This is a genomic window from Thermostilla marina, from assembly GCF_054657455.1.
Map to the genome: position 1 here is coordinate 2638490 of NZ_BAAHYR010000001.1, position 19651 is coordinate 2658140.

The following is a 19651-nucleotide window of genomic DNA, read 5'->3' on the forward strand; positions in this document are numbered from 1 at the left end:
GCACAGACTGTGGGAAAGTTAAGTATGAAAACGCTCCAGTTCTGCCTCATCTTCTTCATCGTTTGTTGTGTTCTGTCGGCTCCCAGCGCGTTCGCAGACGACCCGTTCGAGCCAAGTTGGGATTCGCTGTCTCGCCAGCCGATTCCCGAATGGCTGAAAGATGCGAAATTCGGCGTGTACACCCACTGGGGCATCTACTCGGTGCCGGCGCACGGCGGACCGGACTATATCCGGAACCTGTATGCGGGATCGAGGACCGATGAAAAGGGCGTCTACTCGTACCACACGAAGAAGTACGGTCCGATCGAGGAATTCGGCTACAAGGATTTCATTCCGCTATTTACCGCGCCGAAGTTCAATGCCGACGAGTGGGTCGGGTTGATGCACGAAGCCGGCGCGAAGTTCGGCGGCATATGCCTGGTACATCACGATGGGTTCTTGCTTTGGGACAGCCAAGTCAACCGCTGGAACGCGAAGAACATGGGCCCGCACCGCGACATCTATGGGGAGATCGCCGCGGCCGTACGAAAGTACGACGACATGAAACTGCTCGCCACGTTCCATCACGGGCGCACGTTCGGCTATGCGATCGGCGGTATGAAGGAAAGCGACATCACCGACCACATGCGTCAAACGTGGGACGTCTTCGATCCGAAATATTCGGATTTTTACTGGAACGAATACACCGGCTCGGTGAAGGAGTTTGCCGACCAGTGGAAAGCCAAAGTCATTGAGGTCATCGACAAGTATCACCCCGACTTGCTCTGGTTCGACGGCCTGCGTAGCTCGATGCAAAATCAGCACCCGCCGGAATCGTACGTGCAGGAGGTATTTGCACATTACTTCAATTCCGCGGTTGCTCGAGGGCAGCAAGTCACGGTTTGCAACAAACATGCCGGCGGACTCAACTTTCCTGAGTCGTTTGGGCTTCACTCCTACGAAAATGGTCGCGACATGCCGATAGATGTGGGGCCTTGGTTCCTGATCGACCGAGCGATTGCGTATCCGTGGAGCTACGTCAACGACAAAAAGTACCGCGACGGTGCAGATTACCATGTGCGCAGTCTGGTGGACGTCGTCAGCCGCGGCGGCATCTTTCTGTTGTCGTTGACGCCGAAAGGTGACGGATCGATTCCACCTGAAGAACAAGAGATCATGCGTAACATCGGCCGCTGGCTGAAAGTCAACGGTGAAGCGATCTATGGGACGCGACCGTGGAAAATCTACGCCGAAGGCCCAACCGTCTGCCGCGGCATGAAACGAAACGCCAAAGGGGAAGTCAAAGAACAATGGGACTGGCGCAAGAACTTCACGCCGCAAGACATACGCTTCACAACCAAGGGCGACACGCTCTATGCCATCGCCCTCGCTTGGCCGGAAGACCGCAAACTGGTTGTGCGGTCGCTCGCGAAACATGCCGGTGTGGATGTCGGTTCGGTCAGCTTGCTCGGCCACGATGGCCCGCTTGTATGGACTCAGACCACGGACGGACTCGAAGTGACCCTTCCGGCGGAAGCACCCTGTGACTACGCCTTCTGTTTGAGGATCACGCCAAAATGAACTGGAACACAGCGAAGACCATCTTAATAGTGCTTACGGCGCTGGCGAGCGCGCTTGGTAGCGATTGTCTAGCAAATGATGGAAACGCACGTCCCAACATTGTTCTCATCCTGGCCGACGACGTGAGTGCGGACATGTTTTCGTGCTATGGTCAGCCGGGAACGGCCAAGACACCGAATATCGATCGGATTGCCAAGGAGGGAGTGCAGTTTCTCACCTGCTTTGCACCGGCGATCTGTGCCCCGTCGCGAGCCCTGCTGATGACCGGCGTCTACGGCAATCGAACGGGTGTATTCCGGAACGACATGTGGGCTTTCGATTCGCGCAGGACGTTGTTTACGGCTCAGCACAGTTGGGCCAAGTTGCTGCAACAAGCCGGATACAAGACGGCCATCGCCGGAAAATGGCATTGTGGTGCCAAGGAACCGTGGGATCCCGATGTTGGATTTGATGAATACTGCCTGTGGGAAGGCCCCGACGCAATCAAAGCGCACCTTGGCATCGACGTGATCGCCGACGGCCTGCGAAAGGACCTGAAGTTGCCGGACGATCGTTACTGGTATCCGTCGATCATCCAGAACGGAAAGTATGTCGAGGTGACCGAAAGTGACTTCGGGCCGGACATCCGGTGCCGGTTTCTCATGGACTTCATGGAACGCATGGCCAAAGCAGGAGAACCTTTCGTTGCTTACTGGCCGACAGTGATTCCTCACGGCCCTTATTCGACAACGCCCGATGCCGGGGCTGTCTTGGATATCGAATTGCCCAAACCGGACACCAGCGGCATGAACCGCGAGGAAAAAGCCAAGGCGATTGCAGAGTACGAGAAAAACCAACAGCAGCGGTTTGTCAACCTGATCGAATACATGGACAAACTGGTCGGCAAGCTCATACGGAAGACGGAGGAATTGGGCATCTATGACCAGACGTATTTCATCTTTTGCGCCGACAACGGCACGGCGGTTACTGCGAAAGATCGGGGCGTCGAGCGGGGCGTGCATGTGCCCTACGTGGTGAAAGGTCCCGGTGTGAAACGCCGCGGCATCACCTATGAATTGACCGACTTCGCCGATATCGCGCCCACGCTTCTGGACATTGCGGGCGTCCCTGTTCCGCAGGATGTTCTGTTTGACGGCAAGAGTCAGTTGCCTTTCTTGAGCGGTCGAACCGATTCACAGCGCGAATGGATTTATGCCTACACGGGGCCCGTTCAGGTTTTGCGCACGAAGACGCATCTCTTGGAAGCACGCTCGCCCTTCTATGGAAAACCGCGAGGACGTTTCTACTACACCGGCGATAACCGTTGGGGACGCGGTTACGTGCGAGTAGACGGCAATCCCGAACATGCGGCACAACGCGCAGCGTTCGAATCGATCCTCCGAAGGCTGCCGTCGCATCTGGAAGGCGATCATCCGTTCTGGACGTCCGAGCTCGGTAAGAGGTGGCTCCAATCGAACGATATCGCCGAGACCGCGCGGAAGCAGCTCTACAATCATCCTGACTACGCGTTCTATGACGAAACCGACTGAAGTGGACCTCCTTGCTTTCCGCCGATCGTGCCAGAGAGAGAAGAGAAGGCGGGACACGCCTATGGTATTGCCGACGAGTGGACAGTGTTCATGAGGGAAAAATAATCTGTGGGCCGGTCTGAAATCTACAGTCGCAGTTAAGTAGCATGAAATGCGCAATTGCTGTTTTGGCAATCCTGCCGTTGGCGGCGGCGTTGGCTCTCAATACGGTTAGCCAGGTTGAGGCAGCGTCAACGGCTGCACACAAGCCCAACATCCTCGTCATTATGACCGACGAACATAACGCCGGTGTGATGGGGTGCGCGGGCGATCCCTTGGCACGAACGCCGAATCTTGATGCGCTGGCTGCGCAAGGTGTCGTGTTTGACACCCATTATTGCGCATCGCCGATTTGCGTTCCTTCACGGCAATCGTTCACGACGGGCAAGTACGTGTCCCGTCACAACGTTTGGGGAAACACCGTCGGAGTTCCGGACGGCACGCCCTCTCTGCCACGGCTTCTCAACGCGGCCGGCTACGAGTCGTATCTCGTCGGCAAGATGCACTATAAAGGCGGCATGACGCATGGGTTTCATGTATTCGATGAAAGCACCGGCGAACTCAGGTCGCCCGGCAAGGCTGCGTCACGATCCGATGGCAAAACATCCGACAAAACCGGAGTACGACCGGATCAGCGCCGGGTGAAGCCGCGCAAGCGTCTCGTTGCTGGTAATTTTCGCGATAACGGCACGGATATCGGCAAGGAATTCAGCCCGATCGGTATCGCGACGGATATGGAGTCCACGGCCGATGCGGCACGCCGGAACGCCGCCATCCGATTTCTGCGCGAGCGGCCGAGGGATGCAACACCTTTTTTCCTGGTGGTCGGGTTCAGCGCGCCGCATTATCCATTGATCGCTCCGGCGGAATACCTTGAACATTTCAAGGACCGGATTCCACCACCGGAGATTCCACCGGGGTACCTCGCCGCGTTGCCGCTGAACTACAAACATCTGCGCAACGAACGCATACTGGAACGCGTTCCGCCGGAGACGGTCAAGTTGGCGCGTGAAGCTTACTATGCGCGCGTCGAATGGATCGATCATCAGATCGGGGAAGTGCTCAACACCCTGAGGACTTCGCCATTTGCCGAGAACACAGTCGTCATCTACACAGCGGATCATGGGGAAAACATGGGGGAGCACGGCTTGTGGTGGAAGAACTGCCTGTACGACACGGCGGCGCGTGTACCGCTGATCATCAGTTGGCCGGCTCGATGGCCGGGTGGTCAGCGTCGCGCCGGCGCATGCGCTTCTGTGGACCTCGTCCAGACGATCGCGGAATTAGCAGACGCCAAGACGCCTGCGGACTGGAATGGAACTTCGATGATCGCTTGGCTCGACGATCCATCATTCCCTTGGAAAGACCTCGCGGTCAGCGAATACTACGCCGCCTACATCGTGTCCGGCATAGCCATGATTCGGCAGGGTGACTGGAAGTACGTGTATCACTGCCGAGCAGACGAAAACCACGGCCCGGTGCGGGAGCTGTACAACCTGAGAACAGACCCAAAAGAATTGCACAACCTTGCCGGTGATCGGGGACAGCAAGAGCGTCTGACCGCCATGCATGCGGCGCTGGTTCAAGAAATAGGCGAAGATCCGGAACGGACCGAGGCTCGCTGGCGGGCGGGAGCATGTCCGGAAGCTCCCCACGGAATCCCGGACAACGAGAAAGAGACTGCAAGAAACGAGAGAATCCGACCATGACAAGCTGGAAACCGGCAACCGTCTTTGCGATTACAATCTCTTTCTGTCATCTCTTCTTAGCAGCCGACGATGCCACGCGGCGTTTCCGTGCCAAGGACGTTTTCGCTTACGGTCAACGGGTTCTCTTTCAAGACGATTTCCAATCCGGCCAGTTCGGGAAATGGAAATTTTCCGAGGATGACCGCTACGGTCTTCCGATGCCGACGCCGGAACGCATCAAGATCGTCGCTGCACCGGGCTTGGAACCTGGAAGGAAAGCAGTCCGCTTTTTTGTGCCGCGAGCACCCAATTCGTTCCGCGCCGAGATTTCGCTGCCGAGCGAAAAGGGGTTCAATGAGCGGTGGTACGGCGCGCGTCTGCTTGTGCCGGCCGACTGGGTTTTCGACTCCACGCGAGGCAACGACATCGTGATGCAATGGCACGCCGTTCCCGGTAACTGGCGAGCCACCTATCCCAATCTGGCCATCGCTATCGGAAACGACAATTGGTTCATACGGCAAAATTACGGTTGCGCTCAAACGAAACCGACGCGGGTCACGCACAAGCTGGATGACCCCGTCGAGCCGGGCAAATGGGTGTCTTGGGTGATTCATGCGAAGTGGTCGCCCAACGCGGACGGTCTGCTTCAGGTCTGGAAGGACGGCAGGTTGGTTCTAAATCTGAAAGGGCCGAACGTGTATTCGACCATCGGCGCAGAATACACGCCATACTTGAAGACCGGCATCTACCACCCGGAATGGCACGTCGATAACGACGCGAAGCGCGAAGCGTTCGACAAAGAAAGGCCGGTCGCGACGGACAAAGTCATCTACGTAACGGACATCAAAATCGGTGACGAGCGAGCCCGGTATGATGACGTCGTTCCATCCGGCAACGTGTATCGTCAGTAGCAAAACAAGTCGGATACGAGAAGGAAAACGGCGACAGGACCACGAAAAGAAAGTGACCGAGCACGATGCGAACTTGGCTACGGAACCATGTTATTCGGTTGACCATCTTTTGGGGCGTCACTTGTGTCTTCAGTGCCGTAACCTTGGGCGCCGATTTTTTCGTTGCCCCCGACGGCAGCGACCAGAATCCGGGGACATACGCGCGGCCGTTTGCGACGATTCAGCACGGGATCAACACACTTCGCGCAGGCGACACGCTGTATTTGCGAGGTGGACGGTACCGCAAGCAAGTGGTGATCAACGGAGTGGCAGGTACGGCGGCCGCGCCGATTCGTGTGCGAAATTTCCCGGGCGAAACGCCGGTTATCGACGGGACCGAGCCGATTGCGGAACTAGCGACAAGCGATTGGCGACACGAGGCGGACGGAGTGTACTCGATCAATCTAAGCCAGAGTGTGTGGCAGCTGTTCTTGGACGGAAGTCCTGCGCAGCCCGCCCGTTTTCCCGATGCGTTTCTGAGCGACGGCAGTGTGTGGGATATGCGCACGGCGATGCTCGAGCCTGACGAAGTGACGGTAACGCACCTGCGCAGCTCGGCGTTGGCCGACAGCGGCAAAGATTTTACGGGAGCGGTGGCCGTGTTGGCGGTCGGACATTGGTTGACCTATGCGCGACCGGTACTGTTTCATGAGCGAGGGGGGGCGGAAATCCGCTATGCGAGCCGGCTGCCCGGCGGCGGAGGTCAGGAGGTAACCCTGAAGCCGCACCGATTCTTTTATTTGCTCGGCAAGGCATGTCTGGATCATGAGAACGAATGGTGGTTTGACGCTTCAACGAAGACGCTATCGCTTTGGACGCCGGGGGGAAAGCAGCCTTCTCAGGCGGGAGAGATTACCGGCCGCGTCCGCGACTATGGTTTGGTGGTTCAAAGTGCGCGGCATGTGCAAATGAGCGGCATCGAGTTCTTTGCATGCGCTCCCTTTGTCGACAACAGTGCCAACATCGCCTTTGCGGACTGCCGATTCCGATACCCATCGGAGAACAAGTTTTTGCTCGGCAGGTATGAGTGGTTCTCTCCGGCGAAATCCGGCCCGAACCATCCTGGAAACAACATGTTCCTTCTACGCAATGGGCACGACTATGCGATGACGAATTGTATCGTGGAGTTCTGTAACAGCCCGGTTGGGCTGCTCGCCGACGGAATTCGCGTCGAGAACTGTTTGTTCCACGACATCGAATGGGATGTAACCTCAAGCGGTGGTTCCGGTTCGGTCTGGATCGGCTCCGGTGCGAAAGCCCTCCGCAATACGATTCACACCTGTGGAAACTCGGAAGGCTTGCGGCCCGTAGGGCCGCGAGCGGAAATCGCTTGGAATCATGTTTATCACATGGGGCTGCTACAAATCGACGGCGCGGCGATCAACTGCGGCATGCATTCCCATCGCGGTTTGGCAGTCCATCACAACTGGGTCCATGACTGCAATCGTGAGGCCATTCGCTTTGATTATGCGGACGTTGACGGTTTGGATCCCGACGGACAGGCCGGTACGCTCTGCTTCAACGTCATGTGGAACTGCCAGTTGCCGATGGTCAAGGGCGACCGGAACCTTGTGTATCACAACGTATCGTTCGGCCACCACAAGCACGGCGAATTCGGCGGCGGTTCGCTGGCGGACATACGCGATCTTGTCATCCTCGGTTTTCGCAAGATCCATCGCAACGTCCTGTTCAACGAACACACGCTGGTCTGCAACAACATCGCTCGACTGGGATATTTCATTAACGGCGATGAACTGCCCTGCCGCGAGGACCACAATCTGAATGTGCCCCGAGCGGCCACGAACGTGCTGCGCGATCCCGTCAACTGGGATTTTCGTCCGAAACCTGGAGCAGTGATCATAGACGCCGGTCGTTTGCTTTCGCCCAAGGACCGACCCGACCGCGATACGCCGTTCGTTCCGCCGACATACTTGGGCGAGGCCCCGGACATCGGCGCGTACGAATACGGGGACGAGCGGTACTGGATACCCGGCCGACAAGATACCTGTGCCTCAACCCCCGTGCCTCCCGACGGCTCAATCGGCGTCCAGCCTGACGCCGACCTAATGTTCCTTGCCGCCCGCGGAGTGGGCCAGCATGTCGTCTATTTCGGAACGTCCCCGGAAGCCATGACGAAGCGAACGATGCTAAACGATACGAACATGTTTCGCCCAGGTCCCTTGAAGCCGGGACAAACCTATTACTGGCGAGTGGACGGTATTCGTGATGGGAAAACAATCCCTGGACCGGTCTGGAAGTTCACGGTTGGCGTTCGGTAGTTCCGTTGCACAAGCGGGGGGTGGAGATTGCTTGAGGTCGAACAAGGCTAGCAGCCCGTTGTAAAACCTCTTTGCAGACTGCGGCTGATTGTAGAAAATAGTGGCACGAACCGGCAAGGAATAAGCCTCTGGGACCAAGATTCTGACGGCACGATGCTCGGACGCAGAAAAAGGCTTCGACAGCCGACGCTGTTTATCCGCCGGGATGAAATTCCCGAACCGCCGGGTGCCGCGTTCTATCGCAAGCTGAACGCGCTTCTGGCGAAACACGACTTCGATCAACGGGCGGAAGCACTTTGTGCCCCGTACTATGCCCGAACCGGCCGCCCCTCGATACCGGTCGGGGTGGTGATCCGGATGCTTCTGTTCGGCTTTCTGGAAGGCATCGGTTCGCAACGCGGGATCGGCGCCCGCTGTGCCGACAGCCTCTCGGCCAGAATCTTTTTGGGCTGCGAGATCACGGAACCGACGCCGTGCCACAGCACGCTCAGCCGCACGCGGCAACGCCTGCCGCTGGAGGTCTTTTTCGAGCTGTTCGCCATGGTCGTCGAGATCGCCCGCAAGGAAGGCCTGTTGCGCGGCAAGACCTTGGGCGTTGACGCGACCTTCCTGGAAGGCAATGCGGCCTTGAAGTCGCTGCAACATAACAGCCCGTTGCAAAACCTCTTTGCAGACTGCGGCTGATTGTAGAGAATAGCGGCACAAAAGGACAAAGAATAAGCCTCTGGGACCAAGATTCTGACGGCACGATGCTCGGACGCAGAAGAAGGCTTCGACAGCCGACGCTGTTTATCCGCCGGGATGAGATCCCCGAACCGCCGGGTGCCGCGTTTTATCGCAAGCTGAACGCGCTTCTGGCGAAACACGACTTCGATCAACGAGCAGAAGCACTGTGTGCCCCGTACTATGCCCAAACCGGCCGCCCCTCGACACCGGTCGGCGTGGTGATCCGGATGCTTCTGTTCGGTTTTCTGGAAGGCATCGGTTCGCAACGCGGGATCGCCGCCCGCTGTGCCGACAGCCTCTCGGCCAGAATCTTTTTGGGCTGCGAGATCACGGAACCGACGCCGTGCCACAGCACGCTCAGCCGCACGCGGCAACGCCTGCCGCTGGAGGTCTTTTTCGAGCTGTTCGCCATGGTCGTCGAGATCGCCCGCAAAGAAGGGTTGTTGCGAGGAAGAACCCTCGGCGTCGACGCGACCTTCCTGGAAGGCAATGCGGCCTTGAAGTCGCTGCAACATAAAGAGGAAGGAGAAAGCTGGAAGGAGTATGTCCGCAAGATCTACCTGGAGGAGAACCCGGAGGCGCAAGCGCCGGACGACGACGAGCTGCGTCGTTTCGACCGACAGCGGCAAGACAAGAGGCTTTCGAACCGGGACTGGGAATCGCCGGTTGATCCGGACGCGAGGATCGCCAAGCTGAAAGACGGCCGGACCCACATGGCCTACAAGGCGGAGCACGCGGTCGAACTCGGATCGGGGATGATCCTGGCGGCGGAGGTGTACACGGCCGACACGCCCGACACGACAAGCATCGAACAGACGCTGCAGGCGGCGGACAAGGTCGCGATCAAGGCGGACACCGAACCGGCCGAGGAGGTCGTTGCCGACAAGGGCTATCACAAGGCGGAAACGCTTTCGCGGCTGCAACACGCCGGTGGTTGGAGGACATACATTCCGGAAAAACGTCTTCGGCACAAGCGTCGTTGGACGGACAAGCCGAGCGAGCACGAGGAAGCGTATCGCGCGAACCGCCGGCGTTGTCTGGGAGCCCGCGGGAAACGGCTTCAGCGGAAGCGCTCGGAGGTCTGCGAGCGAACGTTCGCGCACGTCTGCGATAGCGGCGGTAGTCGTCGGGTATGGCTGCGGGGCCTGACGGAAGTCAGGAAATGGTACCTGGTGCGGGTGATGGGCTACAACCTGGCGGTGATCCTGCGCTTGCTGTTCGGCCTTGCCTCGCCGCGGAGCCTGACTCACGTCGGTTGTCTTTTCTATTTTGTCATTGCGGTTGTTTATCTTCACACCACGTCGATACTCGGCCGATTGCGCCGTATAAACGGCCATTTGGCGCTTATTTGGCGATATTCGACCTGGCAAGGTCACAACGCCCATTGGTCATTATTCGCCGTCAAGCCGCGTCCAAAACCGGCTTGTGCAACGGGCTGCTAACAGCCCGTTGTAAAACCTCTTTGCAGCCAGCGGCTGATTGTAGAGAATAGCGGCACAAAAGGACAAAGAATAAGCCTCTGGGACCAAGATTCTGACGGCACGATGCTCGGACGCAGAAGAAGGCTTCGACAGCCGACGCTGTTTATCTGCCGGGTGCCGCGTTCTATCGCAAGCTGAACGCGCTTCTGGCGAAACACGACTTCGATCAACGGGCGGAAGCACTGTGTGCCCCGTACTATGCCCAAACCGGCCGCCCCTCGACACCGATCGGCGTGGTGATCCGGATGCTTCTGTTCGGTTTTCTGGAGGGCATCGGTTCGCAACGCGGGATCGCCGCCCGCTGTGCCGACAGCCTCTCGGCCAGAATCTTTTTGGGCTGCGAGATCACGGAACCGACGCCGTGCCACAGCACGCTCAGCCGCACGCGGCAACGCCTGCCGCTGGAGGTCTTTTTCGAGCTGTTCGCCATGGTCGTCGAGATCGCCCGCAAGGAAGGCCTGTTGCGAGGCAAGACCTTGGGCGTCGACGCGACCTTCCTGGAAGGCAATGCGGCCTTGAAGTCGCTGCAACATAAAGAGGAAGGAGAAAGCTGGAAGGAGTATGTCCGCAAGATCTACATGGAAGAAAACCCCGAGGCAGACGAACCGACCGACGACGAGCTGCGTCGTTTCGACCGACAGCGGCAAGACAAGAGGCTTTCGAACCGGGACTGGGAATCGCCGGTCGATCCGGACGCGAGGATCGCCAAGCTGAAAGACGGCCGCACCCACATGGCCTACAAGGCGGAGCACGCGGTCGAACTCGGATCGGGGATGATCCTGGCGGCGGAGGTGTACACGGCCGACACGCCCGACACGACAAGCATCGAACAGACGCTGCAGGCGGCGGACAAGGTCGCGATCAAGGCGAACATGGCGCCGGCCGAAGAGGTGGTCGCGGACAAGGGCTATCACAAGGCGGAAACGCTTTCGCAGTTGCAACACGTAAAGGGTTGGCGGACATACATTCCGGAAAAGCGTCTTCGGCACAAGCGTCGTTGGACGGACAAGCCGTGCGAGCACGAAGAAGCGTATCGCGCGAACCGTCGACGTTGCCTGGGAGCCCGCGGGAAACGGCTTCAGCGAAAGCGTTCGGAGGTCTGCGAGCGAACGTTCGCGCACGTCTGCGATAGCGGCGGTAGTCGTCGGGTATGGCTGCGGGGCCTGACGGAAGTCAGGAAATGGTACCTGGTGCGGGTGATGGGCTACAACCTGGCGGTGATCCTGCGCTTGCTGTTCGGCCTTGCCTCGCCGCGGAGCCTGACTCACGTCGGTTGTCTTTTCTATTTTGTCATTGCGGTTGTTTATCTTCACACCACGTCGATACTCGGCCGATTGCGCCGTATAAACGGCCATTTGGCGCTTATTTGGCGATATTCGACCTGGCAAGGTCACAACGCCCATTGGTCATTATTCGCCGTCAAGCCGCGTCCAAAACCGGCTTGTGCAACGGGCTGCTATGCTACGGACTGTTATGAAGTAACAACCACTAACCCTCCTCGCTCGGGTGGAGCGGTGGCCCACTTGCTTGACATGCCACCCGCGACCTGATACACTGCGAGCGTTGGAATTCGTTATACAAACAAGTTCGTCGGACTAAACAAAGTGGCGCGGAAGAAGGAACCATCGCCTTACAACACACCACCTTGGCGCCGTTCACACCGCGCGACGTCACCGGATGGTTTGGTGACTGCCGAAATCGCAGAAGCTCGCGAACACTCAATGAGCAATCCGACAATCGGAACTCTGAAGATGTCCAACGGTCTTGAGATTCCGCGATGCAATCCCGCCTTCCTTTGGTCAGACGATTCGCGATATCTAGCTGTACCACAATGGATTCGGCGATTTGGCCTATTTCTGCGGCAACGTCTGTTGATCGTGGATAACAATGGAAAGAACGTGCGTGCCTCACGATTCTCGTACTGGCTGATGGACCCCAAGAGGTTCACCGATGGTCGGCTCGAACTTGAAATCAGCAGTTCATTAGGGATAAACTGGATGCGGCCAGAACGGTTGGTGGTTGATGTCCGCAACACGCTGGATAGCTTCAAACTGATTCTGTCCGTGCACAACACAGTGCCGACGAACAAAGCCGTGAACCGGAGCGGCGAAGTCCGGCGGTTTTGAAATGGACAGTACTACGTCGCCGCCCGGTGAACGGGGGCGTTATGCGGCAACACCAGCACTGCCATGAACGCGAAAGCGAAACCTTGCTGCAAATCGCACTCCGCTTCCGCCGTAATCGGAATCCGGATGATCGCGGGTGCCGTGTCACGTCGCACTCGATCCTCGCAATCACAGAAGACGACCGGCCTTCGCGCTGCAAGACAACCGAACACATAGGCCCAAACCAAGGAGATCTAAAATGCCGCTCGGCAAAATCTTTGGCGAGCGATGCGCTCGATGCGGCGTCACCCGAACCAAGCAAGAATTCGAAGGCTTACCCACATGCGACAAATGCGAATTGGAAATCAAGGCCGATCGCGAAGAAAAACGCGCCTGTCCAATGTGCCAAGCCGCAATGGATAAATCTGTCGTGCTCAATATCATCGTCGATAAGTGCCCGTCATGTCATGGTGCATGGCTCGATGGTGGTGAACTTGACTTGCTCAAAAAGGCCATCGAGGATGGTGCTGGTGGTGCTTTCGCCACCGGAATGTTGTTGGGCATGGCTACGGGATAATGAATAATCCGTGGACACAAGTGCCGCATAACAAGGCGATGCACCGGAGCGGGCTACGTTTTCCGTTTTTCCACGACGTTCGCTTCGTTTAACAGCCCGTGAGTGATCAACAAATACTCAATGCCGATTAGCCGGCCATAGTACTGTGCCAGCGACGCCAGGTACCGGCCCAAAGGCTGGCGTGCAAGTCGCGGCGATAGGATTGTGAAGTGAGTCAGCCAAAGCGCAAGGTGCGCAACCGAACCCGGCAAGGTGCTAGAAAAGCCTATCCAAGAGGAGCCTGCCTAGAAGATCGAGCACTAACCCTATCGCAAACGACATAGATACCAGGATACCCCCTCCAAGAGATATTATTACAACTCCGCGAACTCGCTCACGTAGGGGTAATTCCCTGTCGATGAATGCCACGACGCAGCAACAGAATGTCCACACCAGCATGAAAGCCGCAAGATACGCGATGACAGCGTTGTCCCAAAGCAAGGGTTTGAGAAACCGGGTCAACAGACAAGCGGTAAAGGTAGCAACCAGTAAGATAGCATAGATATGAAAAGTGCGGCACATTGATCGCTCCTTGCCGTCGTCGCGGTGTCTTATCAATCATCACACATTATATACACCAAGGGTGAACTCCAATACCACAGGAACAGCCAGCGTAAAGTGTTCAGGTGTTGCAGCAAACCATACAGTGGCTTCATGAAACGCGCCAGCCAACCATCGTTCCGTCTGGCCGTTCAGTGCTGCACCTAAATGCAGTAGTTCATGGCGTGCAGCCCGCCCAAACTACCAACTCGAAGGGTTGCTCTGCAACCAGAATCGCAACGGTCCCGAATGCTTTCCGGGCACAAATAACCCCGAGCTGAGCGTAGATCGAGTACGCACGAAGGTTGTTTCCGTTTTGAGCGCCGCCACAATCTGCTCCACAGTTGCTGCACGCTTGCAACCGGGCACAAAACGCGCCGCGTAGTTATATCGCGCCAAAGCCCTAGCAAACTGGGGCGACTCGGCAATCTCAACGTACACGGCGCCTAGCAGCCCGTTGCACAAGCCGGTTTTGGACGCGGCTTGACGGCGAATAATGACCAATGGGCGTTGTGACCTTGCCAGGTCGAATATCGCCAAATAAGCGCCAAATGGCCGTTTATACGGCGCAATCGGCCGAGTATCGACGTGGTGTGAAGATAAACAACCGCAATGACAAAATAGAAAAGACAACCGACGTGAGTCAGGCTCCGCGGCGAGGCAAGGCCGAACAGCAAGCGCAGGATCACCGCCAGGTTGTAGCCCATCACCCGCACCAGGTACCATTTCCTGACTTCCGTCAGGCCCCGCAGCCATACCCGACGACTACCGCCGCTATCGCAGACGTGCGCGAACGTTCGCTCGCAGACCTCCGAGCGCTTCCGCTGAAGCCGTTTCCCGCGGGCTCCCAGACAACGCCGGCGGTTCGCGCGATACGCTTCCTCGTGCTCGCTCGGCTTGTCCGTCCAACGACGCTTGTGCCGAAGACGTTTTTCCGGAATGTATGTCCTCCAACCACCGGCGTGTTGCAGCCGCGAAAGCGTTTCCGCCTTGTGATAGCCCTTGTCGGCAACGACCTCCTCGGCCGGTTCGGTGTCCGCCTTGATCGCGACCTTGTCCGCCGCCTGCAGCGTCTGTTCGATGCTTGTCGTGTCGGGCGTGTCGGCCGTGTACACCTCCGCCGCCAGGATCATCCCCGATCCGAGTTCGACCGCGTGCTCCGCCTTGTAGGCCATGTGGGTCCGGCCGTCTTTCAGCTTGGCGATCCTCGCGTCCGGATCAACCGGCGATTCCCAGTCCCGGTTCGAAAGCCTCTTGTCTTGCCGCTGTCGGTCGAAACGACGCAGCTCGTCGTCGTCCGGCGCTTGCGCCTCCGGGTTCTCCTCCAGGTAGATCTTGCGGACATACTCCTTCCAGCTTTCTCCTTCCTCTTTATGTTGCAGCGACTTCAAGGCCGCATTGCCTTCCAGGAAGGTCGCGTCGACGCCGAGGGTTCTTCCTCGCAACAACCCTTCTTTGCGGGCGATCTCGACGACCATGGCGAACAGCTCGAAAAAGACCTCCAGCGGCAGGCGTTGCCGCGTGCGGCTGAGCGTGCTGTGGCACGGCGTCGGTTCCGTGATCTCGCAGCCCAAAAAGATTCTGGCCGAGAGGCTGTCGGCACAGCGGGCGGCGATCCCGCGTTGCGAACCGATGCCTTCCAGAAAACCGAACAGAAGCATCCGGATCACCACGCCGACCGGTGTCGAGGGGCGGCCGGTTTGGGCATAGTACGGGGCACACAGTGCTTCTGCTCGTTGATCGAAGTCGTGTTTCGCCAGAAGCGCGTTCAGCTTGCGATAAAACGCGGCACCCGGCGGTTCGGGGATCTCATCCCGGCGGATAAACAGCGTCGGCTGTCGAAGCCTTCTTCTGCGTCCGAGCATCGTGCCGTCAGAATCTTGGTCCCAGAGGCTTATTCTTTGTCCTTTTGTGCCGCTATTCTCTACAATCAGCCGCAGTCTGCAAAGAGGTTTTGCAACGGGCTGCTAGACATGGTAGCTGGAAAAGCTTTGACTGCTCGCAAGCTGGGAGGAACACACACGATCGACAGCACAGAAACTGGTCTATTTTCCACAGTTCACAGAACGCCTCGTCGTTACCGGCGCTTCGCGTCCCTGTCTTGTAGCGATTCAACTGCGTCACAGGCGTCTTCTTCGTTTCGTATGTTTCGCGATGGGCACAATGAAACTGAACGCGCGATGGAAAATAACATCGAGGAAACGTACTGGGCCGATCGAGACAGCCATACTGGTGACCACAGTCCTTTGCTGAGGCATTCTCGTGTGTGTGGAATGTACAGCTACCCCAACTTCCCGATACGAGAAAGTGAGTCCTATCGCCGGTAACCACAACGAACTCACGATGTTTTCCTGGCTGCGTTCGCCTTTCTTTGACGGCGGGCCAGTGTCCAAATAGCCGCTCATTCTCAAAATAGTCTTTGATGTTGAGCAAACGACATTTGTGCCCAAGTTGTCGTTCGACTTCTTCCAATAGTTGATCTGCCTGTTTCGCGACCGAGTTCATGTGATCCGTCCAACCGTTGCTGTCCCGAGGAACCTCGCTTGGGGCAGGGTTGCCAGGCTCGACAACAATACACCCGCCGTCTCTGCCAACCAACAGCAACAATGGTGTCACGTGCATATGGGGCACCTTACCGTAACCCGTCCATGTGTGGTCGTAAGCCACTAGTAGTGCGCGTGCCACGCCAGCGATATTCTCATCCGACACCGCACCGGAAACTTCGTTGGGCCGCAGCCACGGTGCTTCGTCTGTGAGCTTCTTGTAGGCCAAGCGTTCAAATATATCGAGGGAGTTTGCGAGGACGGCCTCGCGGTCTTGATAGACGACAACCTCACCCGCGTCTTCTGAGTCATCGCCGAAGGCCTGAGGCGGATCCTGGAAAATAATCAGCCACTCGCCGTTGGTGATGACGAGGCGCTTGACACCTCCAGCTTGGGCTGCGGCGCTGCAAAAATAATCGCGGAGGTCTCGAAGATACTTCTGCCATTGTTGTGTTAACTGTGGTCTACTGCTGCTGGACTGGCGTGCCCCCGATTTCATGTCACCGCAAAACGTTTGGATCATGTCAGCGGCAGGATGGTGTGCTGGATGGCCGCCATGGTTGTTGACACTAGGGAGCGAGAGGCTGGGACGCTTGGCCTCGACGATCAGAAGCGGCCTTCCCGATTGTTGCTCATAACCCAAATAGTCCAGGAACCGCCGGTGGCCAGTCTCGGCAGAAAGGACTGGATACTCGATATTGAGGTTCTGAATGTGATCGGCCAGGTCGCGGCGTGCGTGGATGTTCCATCCCAGTCCAGCCAGGATATGATCAATCACGTAGCGCCGTGCGTGACATTCCAGCCAGTGGCTCTGGTCCTCCGGCGGGAGCGCCGGGGGCACGATGTGGGCGCGGAGGGATTTCCGATTGTCGTATGCAGAAAAGGTCTTGTGTAGTCTATCCAGGAAATCATCAGGCCCCATCCGTGTCACCCCCGGAACACCTCGTCCAAGCGGTAAACGAGTGCTGCCGCCTTCGGCCACCCAGCCTCCACAAATAGATCCAGAAGATCCAATAGCGCACCCAGTAGTTGAGGATCGTTACGGAATATGCCCCGGTGCTCTGCCAAGTAGGTTTCTACAATGTCCACCACCTTGTCTGCGGCCAGAGGTTCAAACTGTAACGCATCCTCTTTTGCCGAGAATGCCGCCTTTGCTACCAGCCGAAACATCCGTTGTGGATCAGCCCGCCGTAAGTTCTGAAGGGTTTTGAGCACATCGTATGCCAGACGCGCAAAGCGGCACTCGCAGATCGCATCCAAAAGATCGTCCGCTTCCTTAACGAAACGATCCAAGACAGACGTGTCGTCGACCGTGTCTAGTGCTTCGGCAGTTCTGGACTGATCCGCACGTGGGTTCAGGTTTTCTGACACCGAGAGCACTTGATGAACTATGCTTTCTTGCAACTGGACGAGCTCGCTTAGTTGTTGCAAACCCTCTTCCGCAAGTTGCCGCTTGCGTGCCTTTTCCAGCAATGGAGCCAGAGCCTTGTCGACCGATCGAAAGACTCCTACGAGCCACTCAATTGCTTGTTGCCGAATCCGACGATTGTCGTCCTCCGATCGATCCGCATCGTCAAAGATGACCAGGTCTCCCACCAGCCTCACAACAGTCTGTAGTTCTGGCTGCCTATCTATTGGGTTGTCGATCGCTTCTTTGATCAGGGCAAGGGAATCCTCGTGTCTGTCCCATAAAGCCCTGCGTAGAAAGAACTCTGCACACTCTTCTCGCACAGGCGATCCCTTTGGGTGCCCCAGCATGCGAGAATGGATTGCTGCGACCAGCGGTTGTACGCGATCGGCTTCCTCTTGTGACAGTTCCAGCAACACGCGATACACGAAAAACCGCAGCACCCCAATGCGTGCCTCCTTGTGGCTAAAGTGCTCCGCCAGTTTCCAGAACAACTTTTGGTCGATCCTCCAAAGGGAGAGTAAATCGCTGGCAATCATGTGCCGCACTGCTGGCACGGGATCTTCGGCAAGCTTTTTGATTGCCTCCAGGATTTGGGGATCAGGACTTCCAAGCCTTCTTGCTAGATTCATCAAGCCCTGCGCCGCATCGATCCTTGGCAGCGGGCTGCCCCATCCGGATGAAGGTTCGTCCCATCGCTCGTCGTCTTCTTGTCTGTACTCGGGAACCGGATGTGAGGCACCTTCGAGAAGCTTTTGCCGCACGTATGCATAAACTACCGGGACTGACACAAGCTCAGGGCAGCGGCTCATCACCTCGCAGCAGGCGTAAATGTGGAATTCGGCGTTCTCGTGCAAGAGTGGATCGACCCCGTTCCCCTTCGCAGCAGCGAGGAGTTGCTGAAACCGCTGTAACTGGGGCAGGAACTGCCGGACTGCACTTAAAGGTAGGGCTTCGTTGAACCATTGCCGTTCGAACTGTTCCACCTCCTTCAGAGCTGCACGAAATTCCGCGTTCTCCGGCCGATCAAGGTCAACACCTTGAGATCGCAAGTGCTCATCGGCCGAAATGAAACGTGGCCCTTCAATCTTCACTGGCAGCCGGTTTTCCGGAGGACCGCCCACAGCATCAAGCTCATCACGGAGGTTGCGTGCTTGCTGTGTAGCCAGCAGATCCCTACGAATACACCCAATGAGACGATCTCTGATTCTCCTCCGGCGTTCTGCATCGTTTTCTTCGGGCGATCCGCCTGGCAAAGCCATGATTGCCTCCTCAATCCGCCGCCGAGCAGAGAAGTCCAGGTGCGGGTAAGCTTGCTCCAACACCCGCCCTGCGGTCACGCTGGTTTCCACCGCTTCCAGGATCGCAGGAGCACAGAGGAGTTCAACCAACGACGGCGCCAGCACCTGCGGGACTTCCATCGCTGCAAGGAGCAACTGGTTCCACAGCACTGCCCAAGTAGCATGCTCAGCGAACGTATCGAGAATGGCATCCACTTGGTCTCGCGCACCTTGCTCACAGAACTGGCGAACCGTAGCCCTGAAAGAAGTACATAGCTTGTACCAAAGCTCGTCCTGAACACTCGGACGGTCGAAAGCCCACCGTTCACTGGCATCGTGAACCAGTTGTGCCTGTTTGCCGCGGAAACCAAATGCAATACTTTGAGCCGGTTGTGAGCCAGTAAGGTATCGCTTACGAATATGCGAGTCGAGCACCACTATCAAGATTCGAGCGCCGAGCGAAGGATGTCGCTGCATGATTTGTCCGAATTGGTTTTCCAGTTCGTGATACGCCATATCCAGAAGATCACGCCGGCTTATCCTCATTGGGAGAATGCGGCTGCCAAACGGCTCCCAGTCGTCACGGCTTGCCTCTGCGTTGCACAGCGTTTCTACAAAATCAATGACAAAGCCTTCATCGACGTCTGCCAGTTGAGCAAAAAATTGAGCAATTGCCGGCAAGTCGCTGTGCCCATATTCTCCGACCCGTTCACCAACAAGGCACCGCCGCAAAAGTTCGATTGATTCTTCCGGGGCCACGCTCGCCGTCCACGCGACCGCCCGAATCGCGAGTTCCAAGGTGGTTGGTCGCAGTTTTCTCTCCAGCGCGTAGGCCATAAACCTTCGAGCTGCTGCGGCAGCTTGACGCTGTTGTTCGTCGGTCAATACGTGAAGTTCATGCATGACG

The 19651-nt window shown here is 57.3% G+C and carries 14 protein-coding genes; 10 read left to right on the forward strand and 4 right to left on the reverse strand.

Annotated features, from left to right (window positions below; all coding sequences use genetic code 11):
- Nucleotides 1-24 precede the first annotated feature (24 nt).
- From ACYQ2I_RS09660 to ACYQ2I_RS09700, 9 genes are all read left to right on the forward strand, one after another.
- A complete protein-coding gene (locus tag ACYQ2I_RS09660) occupies nt 25-1560 on the forward strand; it encodes an alpha-L-fucosidase (protein WP_460166805.1) in 1536 nt (511 codons plus the stop codon).
- Nucleotides 1557-3089, forward strand: coding sequence for a sulfatase-like hydrolase/transferase (locus ACYQ2I_RS09665; protein WP_460166806.1), 1533 nt, complete (start codon nt 1557-1559; stop codon nt 3087-3089). Before ACYQ2I_RS09660 ends, ACYQ2I_RS09665 begins: the two co-directional genes overlap by 4 nt.
- A gap of 146 nt (nt 3090-3235) precedes the next feature.
- Entirely contained in the window at nt 3236-4837 is a 1602-nt protein-coding gene (locus ACYQ2I_RS09670; protein WP_460166807.1) for a sulfatase family protein, read from the forward strand.
- Nucleotides 4834-5727, forward strand: a complete 894-nt coding sequence (locus ACYQ2I_RS09675; RefSeq protein WP_460166808.1) for a polysaccharide lyase family 20 protein — start codon at nt 4834-4836, stop codon at nt 5725-5727. The genes ACYQ2I_RS09670 and ACYQ2I_RS09675 overlap by 4 nt, the downstream gene beginning before the upstream one ends.
- A gap of 65 nt (nt 5728-5792) precedes the next feature.
- Nucleotides 5793-8045, forward strand: coding sequence for a right-handed parallel beta-helix repeat-containing protein (locus ACYQ2I_RS09680; protein ID WP_460166809.1), 2253 nt, complete (start codon nt 5793-5795; stop codon nt 8043-8045).
- A gap of 153 nt (nt 8046-8198) precedes the next feature.
- On the forward strand, nt 8199-8729 hold the full coding sequence (locus ACYQ2I_RS09685; protein WP_460166810.1) for a transposase: 531 nt from the start codon (nt 8199-8201) through the stop codon (nt 8727-8729).
- A 65-nt stretch (nt 8730-8794) separates the two neighbouring features.
- Nucleotides 8795-10213 carry a transposase gene (locus tag ACYQ2I_RS09690; protein ID WP_460166811.1) on the forward strand — a complete coding sequence of 473 codons (1419 nt, stop codon included), beginning with the start codon at nt 8795-8797 and terminating at the stop codon, nt 10211-10213.
- A gap of 146 nt (nt 10214-10359) precedes the next feature.
- Entirely contained in the window at nt 10360-11802 is a 1443-nt protein-coding gene (locus tag ACYQ2I_RS09695; RefSeq protein WP_487248089.1) for a transposase, read from the forward strand.
- Nucleotides 11803-11856: 54 nt separating this feature from the next.
- The gene (locus ACYQ2I_RS09700; protein WP_460166812.1) at nt 11857-12378 is read left to right on the forward strand and encodes a hypothetical protein; all 522 of its coding nucleotides are present in this window, start codon (nt 11857-11859) and stop codon (nt 12376-12378) included.
- A gap of 11 nt (nt 12379-12389) precedes the next feature.
- Here ACYQ2I_RS09700 and ACYQ2I_RS09705 read toward each other — a convergent pair whose 3' ends face one another.
- Nucleotides 12390-12533: a hypothetical protein gene (locus ACYQ2I_RS09705; RefSeq protein ID WP_460166813.1), complete on the reverse strand. Its 144-nt coding sequence runs from the start codon at nt 12531-12533 to the stop codon at nt 12390-12392.
- Nucleotides 12534-12616: 83 nt separating this feature from the next.
- On the opposite strand from ACYQ2I_RS09705, the gene ACYQ2I_RS09710 reads away from it, so the two are divergent.
- Nucleotides 12617-12934: a TFIIB-type zinc ribbon-containing protein gene (locus ACYQ2I_RS09710; RefSeq protein ID WP_460166814.1), complete on the forward strand. Its 318-nt coding sequence runs from the start codon at nt 12617-12619 to the stop codon at nt 12932-12934.
- Nucleotides 12935-13959: 1025 nt separating this feature from the next.
- Here ACYQ2I_RS09710 and ACYQ2I_RS09715 read toward each other — a convergent pair.
- The 3 genes from ACYQ2I_RS09715 to ACYQ2I_RS09725 are packed head-to-tail and all read right to left on the reverse strand — an operon-like array spanning nt 13960 to nt 19647.
- Entirely contained in the window at nt 13960-15378 is a 1419-nt protein-coding gene (locus tag ACYQ2I_RS09715; RefSeq protein WP_460166811.1) for a transposase, read from the reverse strand.
- Nucleotides 15379-15430: 52 nt separating this feature from the next.
- Nucleotides 15431-17038, reverse strand: coding sequence for a hypothetical protein (locus ACYQ2I_RS09720; RefSeq protein ID WP_460166815.1), 1608 nt, complete (start codon nt 17036-17038; stop codon nt 15431-15433).
- Nucleotides 16984-19647: a hypothetical protein gene (locus tag ACYQ2I_RS09725; protein WP_460166816.1), complete on the reverse strand. Its 2664-nt coding sequence runs from the start codon at nt 19645-19647 to the stop codon at nt 16984-16986. The genes ACYQ2I_RS09720 and ACYQ2I_RS09725 overlap by 55 nt, the downstream gene beginning before the upstream one ends.
- Between the last annotated feature and the right edge of the window lie 4 nt (nt 19648-19651).